Annotated in this window: 29 protein-coding genes; 23 read left to right on the plus strand and 6 right to left on the minus strand. The window is 30.5% G+C overall.

What is annotated here, in order from left to right; all coding sequences use genetic code 11:
- Positions 1-38 precede the first annotated feature (38 nt).
- The 13 genes from OEM44_09960 to OEM44_10020 all read left to right on the plus strand — a co-directional run bounded on the left by OEM44_09960 (position 39) and on the right by OEM44_10020 (position 9,140).
- A complete protein-coding gene (locus tag OEM44_09960; GenBank protein MDH3517115.1) occupies positions 39-1,118 on the plus strand; it encodes a zinc-binding dehydrogenase in 1,080 nt (359 codons plus the stop codon).
- Positions 1,119-1,127: 9 nt separating this feature from the next.
- Positions 1,128-1,982, plus strand: a complete 855-nt coding sequence (locus tag OEM44_09965) for a CoA ester lyase (protein ID MDH3517116.1) — start codon at positions 1,128-1,130, stop codon at positions 1,980-1,982.
- Between the two features lie 620 nt (positions 1,983-2,602).
- Positions 2,603-2,746 (plus strand): hypothetical protein, encoded by a 144-nt coding sequence (locus tag OEM44_09970; GenBank protein MDH3517117.1) that lies wholly within the window; start codon positions 2,603-2,605, stop codon positions 2,744-2,746.
- 72 nt (positions 2,747-2,818) lie between these two features.
- Complete coding sequence (locus tag OEM44_09975) at positions 2,819-3,523, plus strand: tetratricopeptide repeat protein (GenBank protein MDH3517118.1); 705 nt, start codon at positions 2,819-2,821, stop codon at positions 3,521-3,523.
- A 49-nt stretch (positions 3,524-3,572) separates the two neighbouring features.
- Complete coding sequence (locus OEM44_09980; protein MDH3517119.1) at positions 3,573-4,157, plus strand: riboflavin synthase; 585 nt, start codon at positions 3,573-3,575, stop codon at positions 4,155-4,157.
- 79 nt (positions 4,158-4,236) lie between these two features.
- On the plus strand, positions 4,237-4,902 hold the full coding sequence (gene ribB / locus OEM44_09985) for a 3,4-dihydroxy-2-butanone-4-phosphate synthase (protein MDH3517120.1): 666 nt from the start codon (positions 4,237-4,239) through the stop codon (positions 4,900-4,902).
- A gap of 2 nt (positions 4,903-4,904) precedes the next feature.
- The gene (gene ribH, locus OEM44_09990) at positions 4,905-5,321 is read left to right on the plus strand and encodes a 6,7-dimethyl-8-ribityllumazine synthase (protein MDH3517121.1); all 417 of its coding nucleotides are present in this window, start codon (positions 4,905-4,907) and stop codon (positions 5,319-5,321) included.
- Positions 5,318-6,070 (plus strand): GTP cyclohydrolase IIa, encoded by a 753-nt coding sequence (locus tag OEM44_09995; protein MDH3517122.1) that lies wholly within the window; start codon positions 5,318-5,320, stop codon positions 6,068-6,070. The genes ribH and OEM44_09995 overlap by 4 nt, the downstream gene beginning before the upstream one ends.
- Positions 6,064-7,254, plus strand: a complete 1,191-nt coding sequence (locus OEM44_10000; protein ID MDH3517123.1) for an amidohydrolase family protein — start codon at positions 6,064-6,066, stop codon at positions 7,252-7,254. The genes OEM44_09995 and OEM44_10000 overlap by 7 nt, the downstream gene beginning before the upstream one ends.
- The gene (locus OEM44_10005; protein MDH3517124.1) at positions 7,241-7,897 is read left to right on the plus strand and encodes a 2,5-diamino-6-(ribosylamino)-4(3H)-pyrimidinone 5'-phosphate reductase; all 657 of its coding nucleotides are present in this window, start codon (positions 7,241-7,243) and stop codon (positions 7,895-7,897) included. The genes OEM44_10000 and OEM44_10005 overlap by 14 nt, the downstream gene beginning before the upstream one ends.
- 36 nt (positions 7,898-7,933) lie before the next feature.
- Positions 7,934-8,191: a hypothetical protein gene (locus OEM44_10010; GenBank protein ID MDH3517125.1), complete on the plus strand. Its 258-nt coding sequence runs from the start codon at positions 7,934-7,936 to the stop codon at positions 8,189-8,191.
- 98 nt (positions 8,192-8,289) lie between these two features.
- Positions 8,290-8,847, plus strand: a complete 558-nt coding sequence (locus tag OEM44_10015; protein ID MDH3517126.1) for a hemerythrin domain-containing protein — start codon at positions 8,290-8,292, stop codon at positions 8,845-8,847.
- Positions 8,848-8,849: 2 nt separating this feature from the next.
- Entirely contained in the window at positions 8,850-9,140 is a 291-nt protein-coding gene (locus tag OEM44_10020) for a hypothetical protein (GenBank protein MDH3517127.1), read from the plus strand.
- Positions 9,141-9,272: 132 nt separating this feature from the next.
- Here OEM44_10020 and OEM44_10025 read toward each other — a convergent pair whose 3' ends face one another.
- The 5 genes from OEM44_10025 to OEM44_10045 all read right to left on the minus strand — a co-directional run bounded on the left by OEM44_10025 (position 9,273) and on the right by OEM44_10045 (position 14,151).
- Complete coding sequence (locus OEM44_10025; GenBank protein ID MDH3517128.1) at positions 9,273-10,664, minus strand: NAD-dependent succinate-semialdehyde dehydrogenase; 1,392 nt, start codon at positions 10,662-10,664, stop codon at positions 9,273-9,275.
- 166 nt (positions 10,665-10,830) lie between these two features.
- Positions 10,831-11,346, minus strand: a complete 516-nt coding sequence (locus OEM44_10030; GenBank protein MDH3517129.1) for a transcription factor — start codon at positions 11,344-11,346, stop codon at positions 10,831-10,833.
- Between the two features lie 26 nt (positions 11,347-11,372).
- Positions 11,373-11,906, minus strand: a complete 534-nt coding sequence (locus tag OEM44_10035) for a tRNA (cytidine(56)-2'-O)-methyltransferase (GenBank protein MDH3517130.1) — start codon at positions 11,904-11,906, stop codon at positions 11,373-11,375.
- Positions 11,896-13,017: a GTPase HflX gene (gene hflX / locus OEM44_10040; GenBank protein ID MDH3517131.1), complete on the minus strand. Its 1,122-nt coding sequence runs from the start codon at positions 13,015-13,017 to the stop codon at positions 11,896-11,898. Before hflX ends, OEM44_10035 begins: the two co-directional genes overlap by 11 nt.
- A gap of 87 nt (positions 13,018-13,104) precedes the next feature.
- The gene (locus OEM44_10045; protein ID MDH3517132.1) at positions 13,105-14,151 is read right to left on the minus strand and encodes a phosphate uptake regulator PhoU; all 1,047 of its coding nucleotides are present in this window, start codon (positions 14,149-14,151) and stop codon (positions 13,105-13,107) included.
- A 91-nt stretch (positions 14,152-14,242) separates the two neighbouring features.
- Here OEM44_10045 and OEM44_10050 point away from each other — a divergent pair, with 91 nt between their 5' ends.
- The 9 genes from OEM44_10050 to OEM44_10090 all read left to right on the plus strand — a co-directional run bounded on the left by OEM44_10050 (position 14,243) and on the right by OEM44_10090 (position 19,570).
- On the plus strand, positions 14,243-14,716 hold the full coding sequence (locus OEM44_10050; protein MDH3517133.1) for a queuine tRNA-ribosyltransferase: 474 nt from the start codon (positions 14,243-14,245) through the stop codon (positions 14,714-14,716).
- Complete coding sequence (locus tag OEM44_10055; protein ID MDH3517134.1) at positions 14,713-15,054, plus strand: nascent polypeptide-associated complex protein; 342 nt, start codon at positions 14,713-14,715, stop codon at positions 15,052-15,054. The genes OEM44_10050 and OEM44_10055 overlap by 4 nt, the downstream gene beginning before the upstream one ends.
- 80 nt (positions 15,055-15,134) lie before the next feature.
- The gene (locus OEM44_10060) at positions 15,135-15,461 is read left to right on the plus strand and encodes a hypothetical protein (GenBank protein ID MDH3517135.1); all 327 of its coding nucleotides are present in this window, start codon (positions 15,135-15,137) and stop codon (positions 15,459-15,461) included.
- A gap of 105 nt (positions 15,462-15,566) precedes the next feature.
- Positions 15,567-16,145, plus strand: coding sequence for a hypothetical protein (locus OEM44_10065; GenBank protein ID MDH3517136.1), 579 nt, complete (start codon positions 15,567-15,569; stop codon positions 16,143-16,145).
- Positions 16,146-16,426: 281 nt separating this feature from the next.
- A complete protein-coding gene (locus OEM44_10070; GenBank protein MDH3517137.1) occupies positions 16,427-16,870 on the plus strand; it encodes a hypothetical protein in 444 nt (147 codons plus the stop codon).
- A 17-nt stretch (positions 16,871-16,887) separates the two neighbouring features.
- The gene (locus tag OEM44_10075; GenBank protein MDH3517138.1) at positions 16,888-17,229 is read left to right on the plus strand and encodes a hypothetical protein; all 342 of its coding nucleotides are present in this window, start codon (positions 16,888-16,890) and stop codon (positions 17,227-17,229) included.
- The gene (locus tag OEM44_10080; GenBank protein MDH3517139.1) at positions 17,222-18,556 is read left to right on the plus strand and encodes a UbiD family decarboxylase; all 1,335 of its coding nucleotides are present in this window, start codon (positions 17,222-17,224) and stop codon (positions 18,554-18,556) included. The genes OEM44_10075 and OEM44_10080 overlap by 8 nt, the downstream gene beginning before the upstream one ends.
- Positions 18,557-18,614: 58 nt before the next feature.
- A complete protein-coding gene (locus OEM44_10085) occupies positions 18,615-19,103 on the plus strand; it encodes an acyl-CoA thioesterase (GenBank protein ID MDH3517140.1) in 489 nt (162 codons plus the stop codon).
- A 53-nt stretch (positions 19,104-19,156) separates the two neighbouring features.
- Positions 19,157-19,570, plus strand: coding sequence for a hypothetical protein (locus OEM44_10090; GenBank protein ID MDH3517141.1), 414 nt, complete (start codon positions 19,157-19,159; stop codon positions 19,568-19,570).
- A 104-nt stretch (positions 19,571-19,674) separates the two neighbouring features.
- On the opposite strand, the gene OEM44_10095 is transcribed toward OEM44_10090, so the two are convergent.
- Positions 19,675-20,064 carry a hypothetical protein gene (locus tag OEM44_10095; GenBank protein ID MDH3517142.1) on the minus strand — a complete coding sequence of 130 codons (390 nt, stop codon included), beginning with the start codon at positions 20,062-20,064 and terminating at the stop codon, positions 19,675-19,677.
- An 83-nt stretch (positions 20,065-20,147) separates the two neighbouring features.
- Here OEM44_10095 and OEM44_10100 point away from each other — a divergent pair.
- A partial coding sequence (locus OEM44_10100; protein ID MDH3517143.1) for a hypothetical protein occupies positions 20,148-20,559 on the plus strand: 412 nt, incomplete at its 3' end.

Here is a 20,559-nt window from a genome sequence, read left to right on the forward strand (position 1 = left end):
AAAAAAAACTTAATTATGGGAAAAATGACAATAAATGCATGAAAGCAGTTGTATACAATGAATATGCACCAGACGATAATTATGCTAAAATCCTCAAAGTCCAGGATATAGATGAACCAAAACCAAAGCCAGATGAGGTAATTTTTACTAATAAAGCATCTGCCTTAAATTATAACGATATTTGGGGAATGAGAGGAGTTCCAGTAGCAGTCCCACTTCCACATGTTTCTGGTTCTGACGTAGCAGGCGATGTAATCGCAGTAGGTGATGATGTACAAAATTTCAAAGTAGGTGATAGAGTTGTTTCTCATTCTAACTTGTCATGCAGAGTTTGTAAAGCATGTACCGATGGAAGAGAATTTGACTGTACCCGAAGACAAGTTTGGGGTTTTCAAACTGGACCGCTATGGGGTGCATACTCTGAACAAATTCATTTACCAGAAGTCAATGTTTCAAAAATTCCAGAGGGTGTATCTTATGATGATGCAGCAGCAGCATCAATGACTCTTCTTACTTCATGGCACATGTTAGTAGGTAGAGCAAAGATTACTCCAGGACAAACCGTATTGATTATGGGTGGAGGTTCAGGAGTAGGAAGCTTTGGAATTCAAATTGCTAAACTATACAATTGTGATGTTATTGCAACTGCAAGTCCAGACAAATTAGATAAATGTCTAGAACTTGGTGCAGATTATGCAGTTGATCATAGAAAAGATGATTGGAGTAAAGAAGTCTTCAAGATATCAAAGGAACTTGCAAAGAAAAAAGGCGAAGCTCCAGGGATTGACATTGCCTTTGATCACATAGGTGAAACACATTTCAACAAACAATTAACACTACTCAAGTATGGTGCATCTCTGGTCTCATGTGGTGCTACAACAGGGTATGATGCAAACATAGATCTTAGACACATATTCTTCAAAGGAATTAATGTCTTAGGTTCAACACAAGGAACTAAAGCAGAACTTGATCAAGGACTGTATTGGATGGGTCAAGGCAAAATTAAAGCCGCTATAGACTCAACTTATACTTTTGAGCAAGCAGCAGAGGCACACACAAAGATGGTAACCGGAAAAGGTCTCTTTGGCAAAATCTTGATGAAGCCAGAGGGTGCTTAACCCTTTTTAATGACGCAGCTTTATCGAAGTCTCATTTTTGTTCCTGGAAATAACCCCAGATTTATTGAAAAAGCAAAAAATCTACAAGCTGACATTGTTTGTTTTGATCTAGAAGATTCTGTTCCAGATGTTGAAAAACCAAATGCCAGAAAATTAATTAAATCTGCATTAAAATCACGTGTTTTATACAAATCTTCAATTTTTGTTCGCACTAATTCTCCGACATCTGGAAAAATCCCTGCTGATCTTAAAGAAATAGTTCAAAAAGGAATTGATGGAATTGTAATTCCTAAAGTAAATAATATAAAAGAGTTAAAACAATTTGAAAAAATTTTATCTAGATTAGAAAAGACGAGAAAACTAAAAACAATTCAAATAATTCCTTCCATTGAATCTGCCGAAGGTGTAGTTAACACATTTAGTATTGCATCATTTGGAAAAAGAATCTCTGCAGTCGTCTTTGGTGTTTTTGATCTACTTAATGATTTAGGAGTTGAATATACAAAAGACTCTGAAGGGGCAAAGTATTCAAGAAGAAAAATTCCAGTTGATGCGCGTGCAGCTGGTGTCGCAGTGATTGATGCTATTTGGCAGGATCTTAAAGATCTTGAGGGGTTAGAACAAGATTGTAAAATTGGAAAATGTTTAGGATATTCCGGTAAAAGTATTATACATCCAGATCAAATTCCAACTGTTCATAGATTATTTCATCCTAACAAAAATGAAATTATATGGGCTGAGAAAGTATGTAAAATATATCTCGAATCTATTAAGAAAGGTACAGGTGCTACCACCGTTGATGGAAAAATGATAGATGAAGTACATTTCAAACAAGCAAAAGCACTTCTTGAACTTGTAAAGTAATAATTTTTATGTATTTAATATAAAACATATCATTAACTAATTTCATGCTAATATTTTCTTAATTATCTATTTTTTAGGATATCTTTTAGCTAATATTTTCTTTTTCGATATCTAATTTAATTTCCTAAAAAACTAAAATTTAGAAATCTCTTTTTCTTCATTAAGCACTATCCAAGATTTGATAATTAATTTATTAATATCCTATTTTTAATATTTCTGTATCTAAATATTTTAGGAACTTTAAACTTTTCAAAGATTTTTGAAATGATATATTTTCCAAAATCTTCAAAATTATCAGTTACACATTTCATTAATTTTATTGATGTTTCGCTATCAAAAATAATTCTTGTTTAACTATGTTGTTCTAGTTGATCTTAATATTTCAAATAATAGTATATTTTATACAACTAAAAAATAGAGATAAATTCTAAAATAAAGATCTTGTGGTTAGTGTAGCTAAAACCTAACTAATTTAGAAAAATTGAAAAACTAAATACCATTTAGTTAAAAAACCATTCACAATGAATAAGTCAACGTCTATTGTTGACTTTTAATTAATTATTGTTTTGAGAATTAGTATAATTATTATATTCCTATCTTCATATTGAATAGTGATTAAATTGAGTAAACGTGTAACAATCATGATTGATGATGATCTTGATAAAAAACTTCGACTTCGTCAAGCAAAACTAATTCAAATCAAGCAATCTTCATATAGTTATTCGAAAGTTTTAAATGATACTCTTCGTAAATCTCTGAAATAATTATAGATAATCAGTTTTTCTATCTTTTAGAATAGGTTATAGTTAATGAATTTTCATTAGATTATAGTAAAAATGGTAAATCTACTAGATCCTTCAAATGTTATTACTCGAATGTTTCGTGCTGGAAAATATGATGAAATGTATAACTATTGTAAAGATTTACTAGATAAAATCCCTAATGATATGGTTGCACTTCAGAATATTTCACTGTCACTGATTCATATGAAAAAATATTCAGAGGCTATTGTTTATTGTGATAAAGTTTTAGAAATAAAACCTTCAGATATCTATGCATTAAAAAATAAAATTTATGCACTTGAAAGTATGAAACAATATAAACAAGTTTTAGAATTATGTGAAAAATTACTTTTAACTAACTCAAAGGATTTATGGACTTTAAACAGTATGGGGTTGTCTTTAAATGAATTAAATCGTCATGAGGATGCTATTGAATATTATGATATTGTTCTTGCAATTGATCCAAATGATGTTACTGCATTGATGAATAAAGCTATATCACTTAGTCATTTAGGAAATTATCAAGATGCACTAATCTACTATGATAGAGCTCAAATAATAGATCCAAATTTAAAAGAAATACCTATTGCTAAATCACATATATTTGAAAAATTGAATTTAAAAGATGATGCATTCTTAGCTGCTCAAGGAGTACTTAACAAAGATATGGAAAATATAAAAATTGATGCTAAAAAAAATAAATGTTCTGTTTTTCATCAATTTTGTAATGAAGAATTTGAAAATCTCAATTCTAAATAATTAATATTAATCTAAATCATTTTATAGAAAAGAATTTGTAATTAATTTAATGTTTACCGGGATTGTTGAAGGTGTTGGAACCGTAGAAAAAATTTCTAAAAATACTAAAAACAGAAGTGCAGTCCAAATGACTATAAATCTTGGTAAGCATTCAAAGGGATTAAAAATTGGTCAAAGTGTTGCTCTTAACGGTGTATGTCTTACGGCAATTAAACTTTCTAAATCTAATTGTGTTTTTGAGATGATTGAGGAAACCACAAAGAAAACAGATCTTGGAAATTTAAAAGTTGGTGGAGTTGTAAATATTGAACGAAGCTTAAAAGTTGGTGAACGACTTGAAGGGCATTTTGTTTTAGGTCATGTTGATGATGTTGCAATTATTAAAAAGATTATAAAAAAACCTAAAGAAATTCAAATCTGGTTTGAAATCCCTAAAAAATTATCGAAATATGTAGTTAAAAAAGGCTCTATTGCATTAGACGGAATCAGTTTAACTGTTGTTGATATTAAAAATAATCTTGTTTTGGTTTCATTAATTCCTCATACGATTGATGTTACAAATTTTCATACTAAAAAAATAGGCGACAAACTTAATATTGAAACTGATATTCTTGGAAAATATATTCTAAAATAACATCGATTATTTACCATTATAGTGGTAATTACCAATTTTTTAGTAAACTTTATAATTAGATTATCCTAATTTTTTTAATATGTCTCTTGAATCTGCATTACAATCTCTAAAACGTGGAGAATTTGTCTTATTGTTTGATTCAGCTGGACGTGAAAATGAAATTGATATGGTTGTAGCAGCAGAATTTATTACGCCTGAACATGTTGCTAGAATGCGTCAACATGCAGGTGGTTTACTCTGTATTGCAATTGATAATAATTTTGCAACATCTCTTAATTTGAGATACATGCATGAAATACTAGCTGATTCTGCTATTTCAAATAAAGATATGATTATGGGGTTGGCCCCTTATGGTGATCACCCAACTTTTTCATTATCTGTGAACCATTATCAGACCTATACTGGAATTACTGACAAAGATAGAGCATTAACAATTAGTGAAATGGCAAAAATCTTCAATGTTGATAATAGACAGAAAAAATTTACTTCATCATTTAAGACCCCTGGCCATGTTCCATTACTTATTGCATCCAAAGGATTGTTAGCAGCACGTCAGGGGCATACCGAAATGTCTGTTTATTTAGCACAAATTGCAGGTTTGACTCCTGTAACAGCAATTTGTGAAATGATGGATGCTGAAACATATGTTGCGCTATCAGTTGATAAGGCAAAAAAATATGCAAAACAAAATGGTGTTCCATTAATTGATGGAAAAGAACTTTTAGAATTTGCCAAGGTGAATTAGTATTGAACATTGCAATAGTAGTTTCGGAATTTAATGAAGAAATTACATCTAGGATGCTTGCTGTGGCTAAAGAAAAAGCAGCTTTAATGCAATTAAAAATTTCTTATACATGTATGGTTCCAGGATCTTACGATATGCCTATAATTATAGATGCATTATTAGAAAAAAAAGAAATTGATGCTGTAGTAACTCTTGGTGCTATTATCAAAGGGCAAACAAAACATGATGAAGTAATTTCTCACTCTACAGCTAAATCCATCACTGATTTATCATTAAAACACCAAAAACCCGTCTCTTTGGGAATCTCTGGCCCTGGAATGCGTGAAAAACATGCCTTTGCTAGAATAAGACCTGTTGCTGAACGAGCTGTAGAGGCTGTTATAAGAATATCTGATGAACTGAAAAGGATTAAAAAATGATTCAACTTAGTATCTTAAAAATTACTGAATATGGTCCTTGGACGTTAACCTTAGGTAGTGATAGAGAACATGAATTACAAATACTTCAAGCATCACTTTACAAAGAAGTTCAAAAATTATTTTCTGAGAAAAACTGTATAGTTTTTCTAAATCGTGCAGATGAATTTTTTGTGGTTTCAAATGGTCTTGAATTAGAAGATCATATTCAAATCCAAAAAACTCTTGAAAAATTATTTGATCTTCGGCTAACCATTTCAATTGGTTATGGAGAATCTCCATTTGAAGCAAATTTGAAGGCGTATGAAGGAAAAAAAAATAAAATTGTATTAAATGCGAAGTACAATATTTTTGGTTTTGTCAATGGGAAGTCTAATTCGAAAGTTTCCATTATGCATTTGGATGTTGATGATCTTACTTCAAAACGACAAACTAGCTCTCCATATGAAATATCGTCAATAATTTTTGAGTTGTATTACAAAATGATAAAATTTTTCCTAGAGCAAAATTCACTGACATTTTTCATGGGTGGTGATAATTTTATGGTTGTCGCAAATGATGCTGGAAAAAATTCTGTGCAGAATTTTATTGATATGATAAAAAATACTGATAAAATTTATTTGAATTGTGGAATAGGTAATGGTAATTCTGGTAGAGAAGCGGTAAAATTAGCTACAAAATCTCTTGACACTATACGAAAAATTCGGGATTCCGGGAAAGAAAAACCTGAAGTTTATGAATTATCATGTTGATAAAAAATATTAGTGTATTATCAGGTTCAGAATTAGATTTTATTCCAAATACAAATATCAGAATTCAGAATCAAAAATTCAAAAAAATTCAACCAAAAATTGAATCTGATAATAAAGAAGAATCTATTGATTGTGAAGGTCTTTTACTAATTCCTGGATTTATCAACGCTCATACTCACATTGGAGACTCGATTGGAAAAGATGTTACACTTAACAGTAGCGTTGATAAAAAAATACATCCTGTATTTGGTATTAAATCAAAAATTCTAAAAAATACTTCTGAAGAAAATTTAGCTAATTTTATGAAAAATACGTGTTATTCTATGATTAGAAAAGGAATAACCACTTTTGTTGATTTTAGAGAGGGTGGATTAGATGGTGTTCTCTTACTTCAAAAAGTGTTATCTGATATGCCTTTACGTTCAATTATTTTAGGTAGAATGGAGTTTTATCAGGGATCTTCAGAAATTAAAAAAAACCGTCCATTTCCCAAATCAAAAAATCTGGAATTTTCTGCACTACTCAAAAAATGTGATGGTATAGGTATTAGCGGTGCAAATGAAAACAGCACTTCTGTATTGACTCGTTATTCAAAAATTACAAAAATTCGAGCCATTCATTCATCTGAAACTAAACAAAGTACTACTAAATCCAAAAAAATTACTGGAAAATCTGAAACAACCAGAGCTTTGTTTCTAAAACCTAATTTTCTAGTTCATATGACTTATGCCACAAAAAATGATCTTATTGCTACTGCAAAAGCAACTAGAGGAATTGTAATTTGTCCCAGAGCTAACTCATCACTAGCTGAGGGGATTCCAAACATCGAATTAATGCAAAAGGCAGGATGTACAATTGCATTAGGTACAGATAATGTTATGATAAATTCCCCTGATATGTTTAGAGAAATGGATTTTATTTGGAAAGTGACGATGGGAATTAACAAAAAAAGAATAGATCCAAAGGAAATTCTCAAAATGGCTACTGTAAATGGTGGAAAGATTTTAAAAAAAAATATTGGAATAATTCAAAGTGGGAAGATTGCTGATTGTATTTTTCTTGATAAACATGCATTGGATTTAGAACCTATGCATAACCCCCATGCGTCTATTGTTCATAGAGCATCTGAATCTGCAATTAAAGCAGTAATGATTGGAGGAGAAATTGTTTATGGGAAAATCTAAACCATACGTGATCCTTAGTGCAGCAATATCTATTGATGGAAAGATTGCCACTAAAACTGGTTTTTCTCATCTATCCTCAAAACAAGATAGTATTAGACTTCATAAATTACGATCTAAAGTTGATGCAATTCTTATAGGAAAGAATACTGTCTTACGTGATAACCCCATACTAACTGTACGTCATATAAAAGGAAAAAACCCAATTAGAATAATTCTGGATTCTAAGGGTAGTCTTTCTAAAAACTCTAAAATTTTACAAACAAGTAACAAAATTCCAACAATAATAGCTGTATCAAAAATAATTCCTAAATCCAATCTTGAAAAACTTCAACAGTTTCCTGTAGAAGTAATCATTACCGGTAAAAAATCAGTTGATATTAAATCATTGTTAAGAAAACTTTCAGATAAAAAAATTAAAATAATCTTGGTTGAAGGTGGAGGAACTGTAAACTGGGAGTTTATAAAAAATAACCTTTTTGATGAGTTGATTGTTACAGTTTCTCCCTTTTTAATAGGAGGAAATAGTGCAATATCCTTTGTTGAAGGAAAAGGGTTTGAAGAAATATCAAAATCTCCCAAATTACAACTCAAATCTACAAAAAGGCTCAAAAATCATCTTGTTTTGAATTACGAAAAAGTGTAAGTTATTATACTTTCTTTAAAATAAAATTACAAGAAATTGGCAATAAAAAAGAAAACTACAATAAAAAAGAAGGCTGCACCAAAAAAGAAGGCTGCACCAAAAAAGAAGGCTGCACCAAAAAAGAAGGCTACTAAATCAAAAGGTAAAAAACCAGCATTTGGTGGATATGCAATTAGTTTTGCAGGTCGTAAAGAAACTGTAGAACAAGTATTTGGAAAAAAACCAATTGCACCAAGTGAAATGACCAAAAAGATTTGGGCATTTGTTAAATCAAAAAGCCTCTCTAATCGTTAAATCCACGTGTTAACGATTATTCGTTAACTTATTTCTATCTTTTAATTATTTTTTTAAAATGAATAAGATATAGATATTGGATTTATGATGAAACTATTATGTCAACTGTATCACTAAGACGCGATCATGAATTAATAGAAAAAGTAATCAAAGCAATGGAGTCTACTGTACAATTATTGATAGATGGTAAACAAATTCCAGAATCGATTTTAATGCCAGTGATTGATTTTACAAAAAATTTTACTGATGTTTGTCATCATAGTAAAGAAGAGAAATCTCTTTTTCCTGCATTAGAACAAGCTGGTATGCCTAGTAATATGGGACCTATTGCTATGATGTTAATTGATCATCAACGTTCAAGAGAAATTGGCACCGAGATGGAAGAATCAGCCAAAAAATATCTTGGATCTGGAGATTCCTCAAAATTAATTTCTGATATGCAACAATATGTTGAACATATTACAGAACACCTTTGGAAAGAAAATAATCGGTTATTTATGATGGCTGAAGCCAGATTACAATACGTTTCAGAAAAAGTAGACAAAGAATTAAATGAAATTGAAAAATCTAAACTTGATACTTTGGGAAAGACTAGAGAACATTATGAACAATTAGCTGAGAATCTTACAAAAGATGTTTCTCAACAAAAGAATTAGATTTGTCTTATAGCTTGTTTGGTCAAGTGTTGGGAGTTAGAAAATTTGCTAACGGTGACATTGAAGTAGATTTCTATCATGACGACGAAGTTACTCAATATAGATACTCTTCTGATTCAAATAGATTAAGCAATTTTCCAAAGGAATTAATTGAATCTTTAGTCTCAACATTGGCTACTGATATTTGTATTGATATTTTTTTTGGAGATGATGGCAATCCAACTCATATTGAGTTAGAAGAATGTGGTGATGATGATGAAGTTGATGATACTGTTATTATAGAGGAATTATAAATTTTTGAAATATTTCAAGGTTTTCTCAATATCTTGTTGATCTTTACTTAACAAACTAAATGTTATCAAGCATACTCATGATAATATATACAAAAACTGCACTTGATGAGATTCTAATTTCTGCCTATGAGTTTATTCTACATAATGATGATTTGTTAGATTATCATAGAACCTAACTGATTTCAAATTTACAAATTCTAACATTCCATATCTTGATAATTCTCTCCCAAATCCGCTATGCTTTATTCCGCCAAATGGAATTCTAGGATCTGAAATTACTACATTATTGACACTTACAATTCCTGATTCAATTTGCCTAGACATGTTATCTGCTTTTGCAAGATCTTTAGTCCAAATACTTGCACCTAACCCAAACTCACTCTCATTGGCCAATTTAATTGCCTCACTTTCATTTTCAACTATTGTAATAGGAGCTACCGGACCAAATGTTTCCTCTTTTGCAATTCGCATATCTGGCTTAACATTTGTTAGGATTGTTGGTTTATAAAAAAATCCTCTACCTTCCATTTCAGAACCTCCTAAAAGAATTTCAGCACCTTTTTTCTTTGCATCTTCCACAATTCCAGAAATTGTATCTAAACCATCCTTACTTGAAATTGGTCCGATATCTGTTTCTATAGACATAGGATCCCCTACATTGAGTTGGGATGTTTTTTTGATAAATAATTCAATAAATTCATCTGCAATATTTTTGCCAAGAAAAAATCTTTTTGACGCCACACAACTTTGACCACAATTGATGAATCTTCCTTTAACTGCACCTTCAGCTGCTTTTTCAATAATTGCATCATCTAATACTATGAATGGATCACTTCCGCCCAATTCCAAAACACATTTCTTCAAATTGCTTGCAGCTCTTTCTCCTACTTTAGCACCAGCAATTGTACTTCCGGTAAAAGTTACGGCATTAACATCAGAGTCAATAAGATGATTTGCAGACTCTACACTTCCTACTACTGTTTGAAAAATTCCATCTGGTATTCCTGACTCCGTAAATGCTTTTTCAATTTCAATTCCTGATTGCATAGTAATTCTTGCTGGTTTCATTACAATTACATTTCCTGCCATTAAACATGGAGCTGCAAATCTTAATGCTTGCCAATAAGGAAAATTCCAGGGCATGATAGAACCAATTACACCTAATGGTTCAAAAGTCAAGAAACTTTTTCTTGCATCTGTGTTTAGTACTTCGTCAGCAAGGAAGCTATCACCATGATCAGCATAGAATTCTAAGGCCCAAGCACATTTTTCAACTTCACCAATTGACTCCTTTAGTGCTTTACCCATTTCAGATGTTGCAATTTTTGCAAGACTTGTTTTATTTTTCTTCAAATATTCAACCAAATTGTAAATGTAACTTCTTCTTTTCTCATAATCTTTTTTCCATTCTGGAAATGCTTTTTTTGCTTTTTTAACTAAATCAAATACTTGATTCTTATCCATTGCTGAATATGTTTTGATATTTTCACCGGTAGCAGGATTTATCGTGGTTATTTGATTCAAGTATATTTACAATTAATTTGCCCTATTTATTTAATTACTTATTTTTCAAATCTGTTAATAACATTAGAAGATTATTGTGAATCTAAATAATATAATGCATAACCTAATCCAATATTACGTCAAAAATTATCATTTAATCTTCAAATTAATACCGTTTTCAATTTGGTTAAAACACTTGTTGCATATCTTTCTTAATTTCATCTACTTTCTTTGAATATGCTTTTCTTGATTTGTCATTCTTTTTTAGATTTAAAACATTTTGACATGATGGACATTTGAACATACCATCAAGTGCGTTTTCAAATGTCACTCTTGGACAATCTTCGTTACCGCAATGATAAAAATCTGAAGCATTTTCATAATCTAGTCTCTGTTGTAATCTTTCAGTAATTTTCTTTTTTTGGTTTTCAATAAAATGTTCAACCTCTTCTCTCCTTGTTCTCCATCTATAGACAAACCACCCTTTTCTTTCATCTTTTACTCTAATTCCAGTAATGAGTGATTTTCCAAATAGATCATACAATACTTTTCTTACCATGTTGATTCTAAGGCCTGTTGAGCTTGCAATTTCTTCATCAGTTGCATCTTCCGCTTTTAAGAGAGATCTTGCAATTTTGAGGTATTCATCTCCTCCAATCATTGAAGCAATTCTAACAAATGGATCTTCGTATTTGTCTACCAACTCTAATGACTTCTGATTTTCTATTATTAATCCCTTGTTTCTTTTACCTGTACATTTTTACCATTTTTTGTGGGTATTATCCTTCTTTTGGCATTTAGAAACTCTTTCTCAAATTGAACACCTTTTTGTATTCGATCCAAAAGTATTGCTAATGCACTAATTTCCGAATGTGGTTGACTCCCGATCCCCACATTATAATCTGCTAATTCATAAATTTCTCTTGGAACTTTTTCTGCACCAACTACAACCAGTAATTTTTCTTCTTTTCGGAGTTTCTCCTGTACTTCATTAATGCTTTCACCATACATTGAAAGATGTATTATTTTGAAATTTTCCTCTTTTTTCTTTTTTACAATAGTTTTCCATTTATCAATAAACTCTACCACAAAATCTCCTCCCCAAGTTTTATTGATCTTCTCTAAGGTATCTTTAATTTCTGGATTAATTTCAGTCATAAAAATTTTCTCTGCTCCAAATGCTCTTGACACTAGTGCTACATGCGTTGTTACTCTGTCATCCCTTACAAGACGTTGTCCGATTCTAACAATTTCAATTACCAAATGTTTTTTCAACCTCTTTTAAAGAATTTTTATTGAATTTATGAGAATTTTTACTATCTATAATATTCTTAATTAATTCCTTTAACTGTTTGACATTTTCACCTGTTTTAGCAGAAACTGAAATTACTTTTTGATTATCACCCAAGTTAAGCAAATCAATTTTTTGTTTTATCTCCTCTTTCTTTAGTAGATCTGATTTGTTTAATGCATATACTATCTTGTCTTTTTCTACTTCTAATTCACTTAATGTTTTCATACAACTTGTAAATTTCTTTTTTAATTCTAAAACCGGATCACTAATGTCGATTACTAAAATAATAATATCTGTATATCTTAATTCTTCTAAAGTTGATCTGAATGCATCTATCATATATGCAGGCAATTTACTGATAAATCCTACTGTATCTGAGATTAAGAATTGTTCTTGATTGATTGATACTCTTCGTGTAGTTGTAGTTAAGGTTGTAAACAATTCCTTACTCTGAGTTTTTACTTCTCCTGTTGTTTTATTAAACAATGTGGTTTTTCCTGCTGATGTATATCCTGCCAGAGAAATTATTTTGAATCCCATTCTTTTTCTTCCTTGCCTATGAAGCTCTCTTTGTTTTCCAGCTTTTTCCAGTTTAGCTCTTATTGTTTGCATTCGGTGTTTTATATCGTTATAGTAAACATCCACCTCGAATTTTCCTATTCCCATAAATCCTGGTTGTTCTCCCATATTTGAAAGGCGAACTTTTTCTTTGGCTCTAACCATTTCATATCGTAATTGAGCTAATTTTACTTGTAACTTTGATTCTGCACTTGATGCTCTATTTTCAAAAATCTCAAGAATTAATCCCTCTCTATCCAAAACTTCTCTATGCAAAACTGATGCAAGATTGTAATTTTGATGTGGTTTTAAAATTTCATCAAATACTATTACATCCGGTCTAAGTTTATCTGATATCTCCTCTAATCTTTCCAATGTGCCACCACTAATTCCATATTTTGGTTTTTTTAGATAATCCTGAGTAATTGTGTGAACTACATCATATCCTGCAGTATAACATAATCCTTTAGCCTCGTTAATAGAATCTTCTTGGTCATATGTTATTAAAATTGTAGATTTCATTTCAATTCATCATTTTTTCCAAGTTAAAAATTCTAGACAATCATATTGTATCCATTATCTCATTTTAATCGTATCTAATTTGCCAAATTATTCTGTTTTCTTCAATGTTTTTTCTATATTCATATTCAAAACTATTTCAGCTATGTCACTAGCATATTCTGAAATTCTTCTAATGTTTTCAGTCATTCTCCTTACTCTGTAAATTTCTTCATCATCTTTTAATAACTTTGAAGCGTCTCTGACTTTTTTCTCAAATTTTACGATTTCATCTATTTTTTTAATGGTATCTTCTGCCTGAGAATAATCTTCTTTAAATAATGCCAGACATGAATCATCTAAAACTGATAAACAAAATTCATTCATATCTTGCAATTTTGCTAAAATTTCTTTCTTGACAGGTTTTTTAAATTCTAAAAGGTCTTTTGCGATAAATGATGCATGATCACCTGTTCTTTCTATGTTTTTTACAATAAGCCTATATCCTAAACAATCTCTAGCGTTTCTAAAACCCATTTCTTTCAGTATGTGTTCATTTTGAATTGCTATCTTTAATTGACGAATTATGTAAAATCCAAATCTATCTACCTCATCATCTGTATTAATTACTTCTTGAGCCAATTCTAAATTATTCTCTTTTACTGCTAAAATTGCATCACTTGACATTGACTTAGCCAAATGAATCATTCGTTTGAATGCACCATCTACTGATAGTTCCAGTAAATTGACAAGAACTTGAACTGTTATGCCACCGCTTGAGTCAGAAATAATCTCGGAACCCATTAACATTCGTTTAACAGCTTCTTTTACTGTGTTTCTTTGATGTGCACTTAATCTGCCATTTTTTGGTTTTACGTTAATTGTTTTATAACCTAAAAAGTATAATGAAATTAATTTTCTTACAATTGAAGATGTTTCTTCTTCACCTTCAATTTCTATTACTGCATCATCCTTTTTTTGAATACGTGATTCATATTTAGGCGGATAAATTTCTAACGTTGATGATCCTTTTCTGGTCATTCTAATTTGATCTCCTTGTTTTAAACCTAATTCTGTAATCCATTGTTTTGGTAATGAAACTATGTATGATGACTTTCCAGTGAACTGAATTTTTCTAGTTTCTTCTCTTTCCTCCATAATCTAAAGAGAAAAAACCATTCTATATAGTTTGATAGGCATAATATGGTTTAACATTGAACTAATATTTAGATAAGATCGTACTATGTGTATGGATGCTATTTTGAAACTTCAGTATTCAATTGATGCATTGTTTGGAAATGGTGTATCAAAGTATCTACCAAAAAATGTTGAAATTATTTTTTCACGAAAGACTGGAAGAATCAGAACTGTTTCAGATGGAGGAAAATTACTTTGTACTTTAAGAATTGATGGTGGCTTAGCAATAAGCCCTTATTTTGCACAAATTTTACTAAAAAGTAAAATATTCAAAGAAAACTGTGTTGAAATAAACAAAGACGCTGCTCCTTTTGTAAGCGAAGGGAAATCTGTATTTTGTAAGCATGTAATATGGTGCGGAAAAAATGTACGTATTTCTGCAGACACCCCAATACTATTCAATAATAAAGTCATTGCAGTTGGTAAAGCTGTTTTATCTTCAGAAATGATTTCTGATTTTAATAGGGGTGTGGCCATTAAAGTTAGAGATAGTTTAAAAAGTCCTGAAGGAGAAATAAAATCATGATGCGCGGAGGTAATCGCGAAATGCGAAGAATGATGGATAAAATGGGTCTAGATATGAATGAGATTTCAAATGTTCAAGAAGTTATTATTAAAACTGATAAAAAAGAGATTATTATCACAAAGCCTTCTGTTACTGAAATGAAAGCAAAAGATAACTCTATTTTTACCGTGACTGCAGATAGTTACGAAGAAAGAGAACTAGAGGTTCCGATTTTCTCAGAAGAGGACATACAATTAGTAAGTCAACAGGCTGGGGTAGATGAAGAAAAGGCAAAAAATGCTTTAGAAGAATCTAAAGGCGATCTTGCAAGGGCGATCTTACTTTTAACTACCGGATAATACTCTATATCTTGGTAATCTGCGCCTAAAAATGAATGATTTAAGTAATGGAATTATTAAATCTGAGTACAATGAGTAATATGGCTGAATCTAAAGTTACTGGAATCATCAAATCTTTGAATACCTTAGAGGATGATCTTGATTCACTAAATAGCAAAGTAGGAGGCATGAAAAAACAACTATTAATAAAAACACAATCCGAAATAGATAATTTACTAGAAAAAACTCGAGAAATGGCTACCAAAGAGGCTGAAGTGATTATTAATATATCCAAAGAAAAAGCGATAGCCGAGTCTGCAAAGATTGTTCAAGAAGGAGATACAAAATTATCTGAATTAAAATCAAAAATTGATGCTAATTTTGATGAGGCAGTAAAGTATGTGGTGTCAACAGTTTTGAAGGTATAAACCTAAATTGTACATTTAATTTTATCAGATATAGATCCCTTACAGAATACTCGTATAGGAATTGCTACTACTAATGGTAGGTCATACTATAAATTTTCAACTTGTTTGAAGAATCTTAACTTATCTTTTGATCCTATTCTTCCTGAAGAAATTTTAGAATACTCTGGTCATATTGTTTTTACTACTAGAAAAGAGTCTCCAAAAAAATGTGAAAAGATTTTGTTACATGAGGATATTTTTGAGCATCATCATACTGTAATTAGAGGAATGATGATACAAAAACTAAATCAAAAATTTAAAGATGAAAATCTTATCTTAGGAATAGATCCAGGTCAAAGAATTGGCTTATCAATATTTTACTATGGGCAAGAAATTGAAAGATCATTTTACTCTTCAGTAGAAAAATTAACTTTTCACCTTATTCAGATTTTAGGCGGTCTTAGAGCAAAAAGAAAAATTCTAAAAATCGGAGATGGGAATATGAAAATTTCTAAACAAATCGTGACAATGCTTAATCTAAAATTTTGCTCATCTTTTGAATTAGAATTTGTAGATGAACGAAAAACTAGTCTAAAAATCAAAAATTTCAATCAAAGGGGAAAACGAGATATGTTGTCTGCAAAATATATTTCACAGCGAGATGGTTATAGATATATGATTTTGCCGTTATCTATGACAGGATAATTTCATTTTCTAAAGTCTATTTTTAGAAAATATTATTTTTTTAATTTTTTATAATAGAATTTAATTTTTTTGTGAAAAGAGTATATTTACACATGTAATTTTTTCAAAAAATATTGCTCAAAATCAAACATACATATTTATTGATGATTTTTTGCTTTTAATTGAAAATAATAATTTCAATTAACATGTTTTATGAAATAATTTAAATATTTTACCATTTTTTATCAATATTTTATCGATCCATCCTTATATAGATATGAATTCTACATAATATTACTAAGATGACATGTAAAGGAATTTGTGTAAGATACAAGGCTCAAAAACCAGTTGGTACTGGAAGATACGCTTCAGGACAACGTCGATGCCAAATTTGCGAAATATTCATCAAATGGGAAGGACTTTGGTGTCCATGTTGTGGCTATAGATTGAGAACTAAACCACGTAATTTAAAATACAAAGCAAAATTACGTGCTAGAGTTGAAGCTGATTCTATTGAAGCTAAAGCAGCTACTGATTTTGAATCAGATGTTGAAATAGTAGTTAAACCAAAAGCTAAAACAGTAAAAGCTAAAACAGCAGCAACAAAGACTAAGGAAAAAACTTCATGCAGATATTGTGAAAAATTGTTTGTTTTTACAGACAAACATGAAAAGAACTGCAAAAAGAATCCAAATTCCAAAATAGAAGTCTCTCAAACAAATGAATCAATAGCAATAAAAGCATAAGATTTGTTCATACGATATTGCATTCTCCAAATGGGTTTTACCAAAAAATGGTACATTTGGAGAATCGGAATTTTTCTTTAAATATACAAAAATTTGAAAATGGATATTTTATTTCTGTTACAGAGGGATCTAATAAAATAGGTTCTATGGTTGCTTCTTTAGCAACTGGACCAACTCCTATAACAACCACAATTATACCATCAAGAACTGAATCTCTTTTTCTAAAGTTAGTTGCTGAACGCATTAGTGTACGAGTAAGAGGAATTGCTATTGTATCCGCCTTTATTCAAAAGGAGTTAGAACCAAATATTGCAAAAGCCTTAATGTTTGAAATTATGGAGGCAATAGAGAATGAGTGATTTAAGAAATTTTATTTCTCAAATTAAAAAAACCAAAGATCTTAAAATTATAAAAACTAAGGTTTCCACAAAATTTGAAATTGCAGGAATCACTGCTAAAGTAGATGGCTCCTATGCTGTATTGTTTGAAAATATCAAAGAGAGTAATTTCAGTTTAGTTTCTAATTTAGTTGGAACAAGAAAAAGATTTGCTCTTGCAGTTGGAGGTTCAGAAACCAATATCCATGAAAAAGTTATTTCAGCAATCAAAAACGCTAAAAAACCAAAAATAATCTCTTCAGGAAAATTTCTGGAAAACAAATCAAAAAATTTATTTTCTATGCCCATCGTCACTCATTTTGAGAAGGAATCTGGTCCATTTATTACATCATCAATAGCATATGTCAAAAATCCTGAAACTGGAAAACAAAATTCATCATTTCACAGATTAATGCCAATAGATAATACTCACTTTTCAATTAGAATGGTTGAAGATCGTCATCTACACAGATGTTTTGTTGACGCAAAAAAACATCATGAGGATCTAAAAATTGCAATTACAGTAGGAGTTCATCCAGCAATTTCTATTGCTGGAGCATATCAAGCTGAATGGGGTAAAGATGAAATTGATATCGCAAATTCTTTATTGGGTGAAAAATTAACATTGACGAAACTTCCTTTTACAGGACTAAATGTACCATCAGGTTCCGAAATTGTTATGGAGGGAAAAATTCTTCAAGATAAAACTTATCCTGAATGGATGGTTGAAATGCTACAAACATATGATCATAAAAGAACTCAACCTATTTTTGAACTTGAAAATCTTTATTACAGAAACAACCCTATTTTTCATGATGTTTTGTCTGGCTACTCTGAGCATAGATTGCTTATGGGAATGCCTATTGAATCTAAATTAAATGGAGAATTAAAGAAATCTTTTCCTCACCACATACTGCAAGTTTCAATGACTAATGGTGGTTGTAATTGGTTACATGCTGTAGTACAAATTAAAAAGAGAAGTGAATCTGATCCTAAAAAAATAATTACAAAAACATTTGAGTCACATCGTTCACTAAAACAAGTAACTATAGTTGATGAAGATATTGATCCTAATAATGCTGAATCTGTAGAATATGCAATGGCTACAAGATTTCAAGCAGATAAGGATCTAATTATTCTAAAAAATGTTCGTGGTTCTAGTCTTGATCCTTCTAGTGATCAAAAAAAATTACAAACTGCAAAAATGGGTATTGATGCAACACGTTCCTTATCTAAACGTCCAGAGGGATTTGAATTAGCAAAAATTCCAAAAATTGATAAAATTAAACTAGAAAAGTATTTAAAATAATCAAAATAAACTGTTTAAATTAAATTGGATGAATTTAACGTTATCACATAGATTAAAAATGTCTTCAGAAAATTCTCACATTCGTGAAAAAAGTCCTTTTGAATCACGTGCAGAAGTAATTGTTCGAATGTTTCCCTCAGATGCAAATCCTGCAGGAAATGTATTTGGTGGAGAAATTTTAAAACATATTGATATGGTTGCTGGAATTGTAGCTCAGCGACATTCACAATCAAATGCAGTTACTGTTTCTATGGATAGTGTAAATTTTTTAAAACCTGTTTTTGTGGGAAACGTACTTACACTAAATGCTAGAATTAATTATGTACACAACTCATCAATGGAAATTGAAGTTAAAGCTGAAGCTGAAGATATAGTGACTGGAATAAGAACAGTTACTGGAACTGCTTTTGTCACTTTTGTAGCTCTTAATAAAAATGGAAAACCCATGCTTGTTCCTAAATTATCTCTAAAAACAGATGATGATAGAATCAAATTTGAAGAAGGTAAAAAAAGAATGGAAAAACGATTACAAAATCGTCAGAAATAGTATATTTGATTTTCATAGATCCATTTAAGAATCACAAAAATTATCTTTAGTTAATGTCAGAACAAAACAAAAACAATGAGTGGGATTCATTATGGCAAGAGTATACCAAGTCTCTTGAAAACTGGAAATCACTTTTTGAACAAATTCAAAAGGCAAGTAGTGACATGCAAGCCAAATTCAATGAAGTATGGGAAAAAGCCACTGCTGAATCTAGTGCTGAAACCATGAAATTATTTGGAGAAAATTGGCAAAAAGCAATGAATGAAATGGGAGCAAAATCTTTCAAAGCATTTGGAGAAAATTGGCAAAAATCTCTTAATGATACCAATACTTCTAATTTCAAAGCATTTGGAGAAAATTGGCAAAAAACCCTTAGTTCATCTGGATTAGAACAAATGAATGCCTACGGTGAAATGATGAAAAAATTTGCTGAGACATGGAGTTCCATGTGGCCTAAATCTCAATAATTTGTTGAATTGTGATGACAACTTTTCTTTTTTTATTCCTACATCACAATAAAAATATTATTTTAAATGTGTCTGATTAATTCTTTAATTTTTTTCTATTTCCTTTAATATTTATTATTTTTACTAGATTCAATATTTACATATTTTGACTGTGCTTTCAAGCTACTTGCTAACTCTTTAAAGATCTCATTCACGCTTACATCAACTAAATTTATGGTTGCATTTTCTTTCACAATTTGATTCTCAAATTTATCTTTGATAGCAAAGGATACTGAGGACCAATGCAAAATCCCTTTCAATTGTTCCTCAACTGTTGTATTAGTTGTTGGAAAATTTGCTGGCGAGAAGACAATTCCATTGGTCCATTGCATAGTTGGAATCCCCCCACCTGATGATCTTGTACTAAATGCGATCTGTTTTACCCAATCCTCAAATTTGTATTCAATAACCTCATGAATGATCAATTTTTTCCATGGTTCTATAGAAATCTCCATTTGATGTTATTACTAATAGACCAATTATAATCTTATTTTTTTAATATCGCTTATTTACTAGACACTAGCCATTGTTTTCTATTATGGATAAATGGGCTGACTACTTAATTTCAAAAGTTAGTTATACTTCTGATCACTTAATATCTATTGCAATTAGACATAAAGATACTGATCAAGGAATTACAAAAGGTAAACCAGTAGATCGTCTTACAATTGCATCTGATATAAAAAATGGATTACTTTACATTACAATTTACAACCAAAAAAGTTCCTGGAAAAAAGGACATCGAATTCGAACTTTTTCAATTGATGGTACACCGTATTTACGAATTGATCAAAATAAAGCTCAATTAGATTTTCTTGGCGATCTTCCCCAGGAACTAGATCTTACACCTGAACCAGAGTATGAAGAAGAAGAAGCCACAGCTGAACAACTATTGAGATTAGAACAATTAGAAAAACAAATTCAAGAATTAGAAACAAAATCATCACAAG

The sequence above is a fragment of the Nitrosopumilus sp. genome, assembly GCA_029862745.1.
Lineage (GTDB): Archaea > Thermoproteota > Nitrososphaeria > Nitrososphaerales > Nitrosopumilaceae > Nitrosopumilus.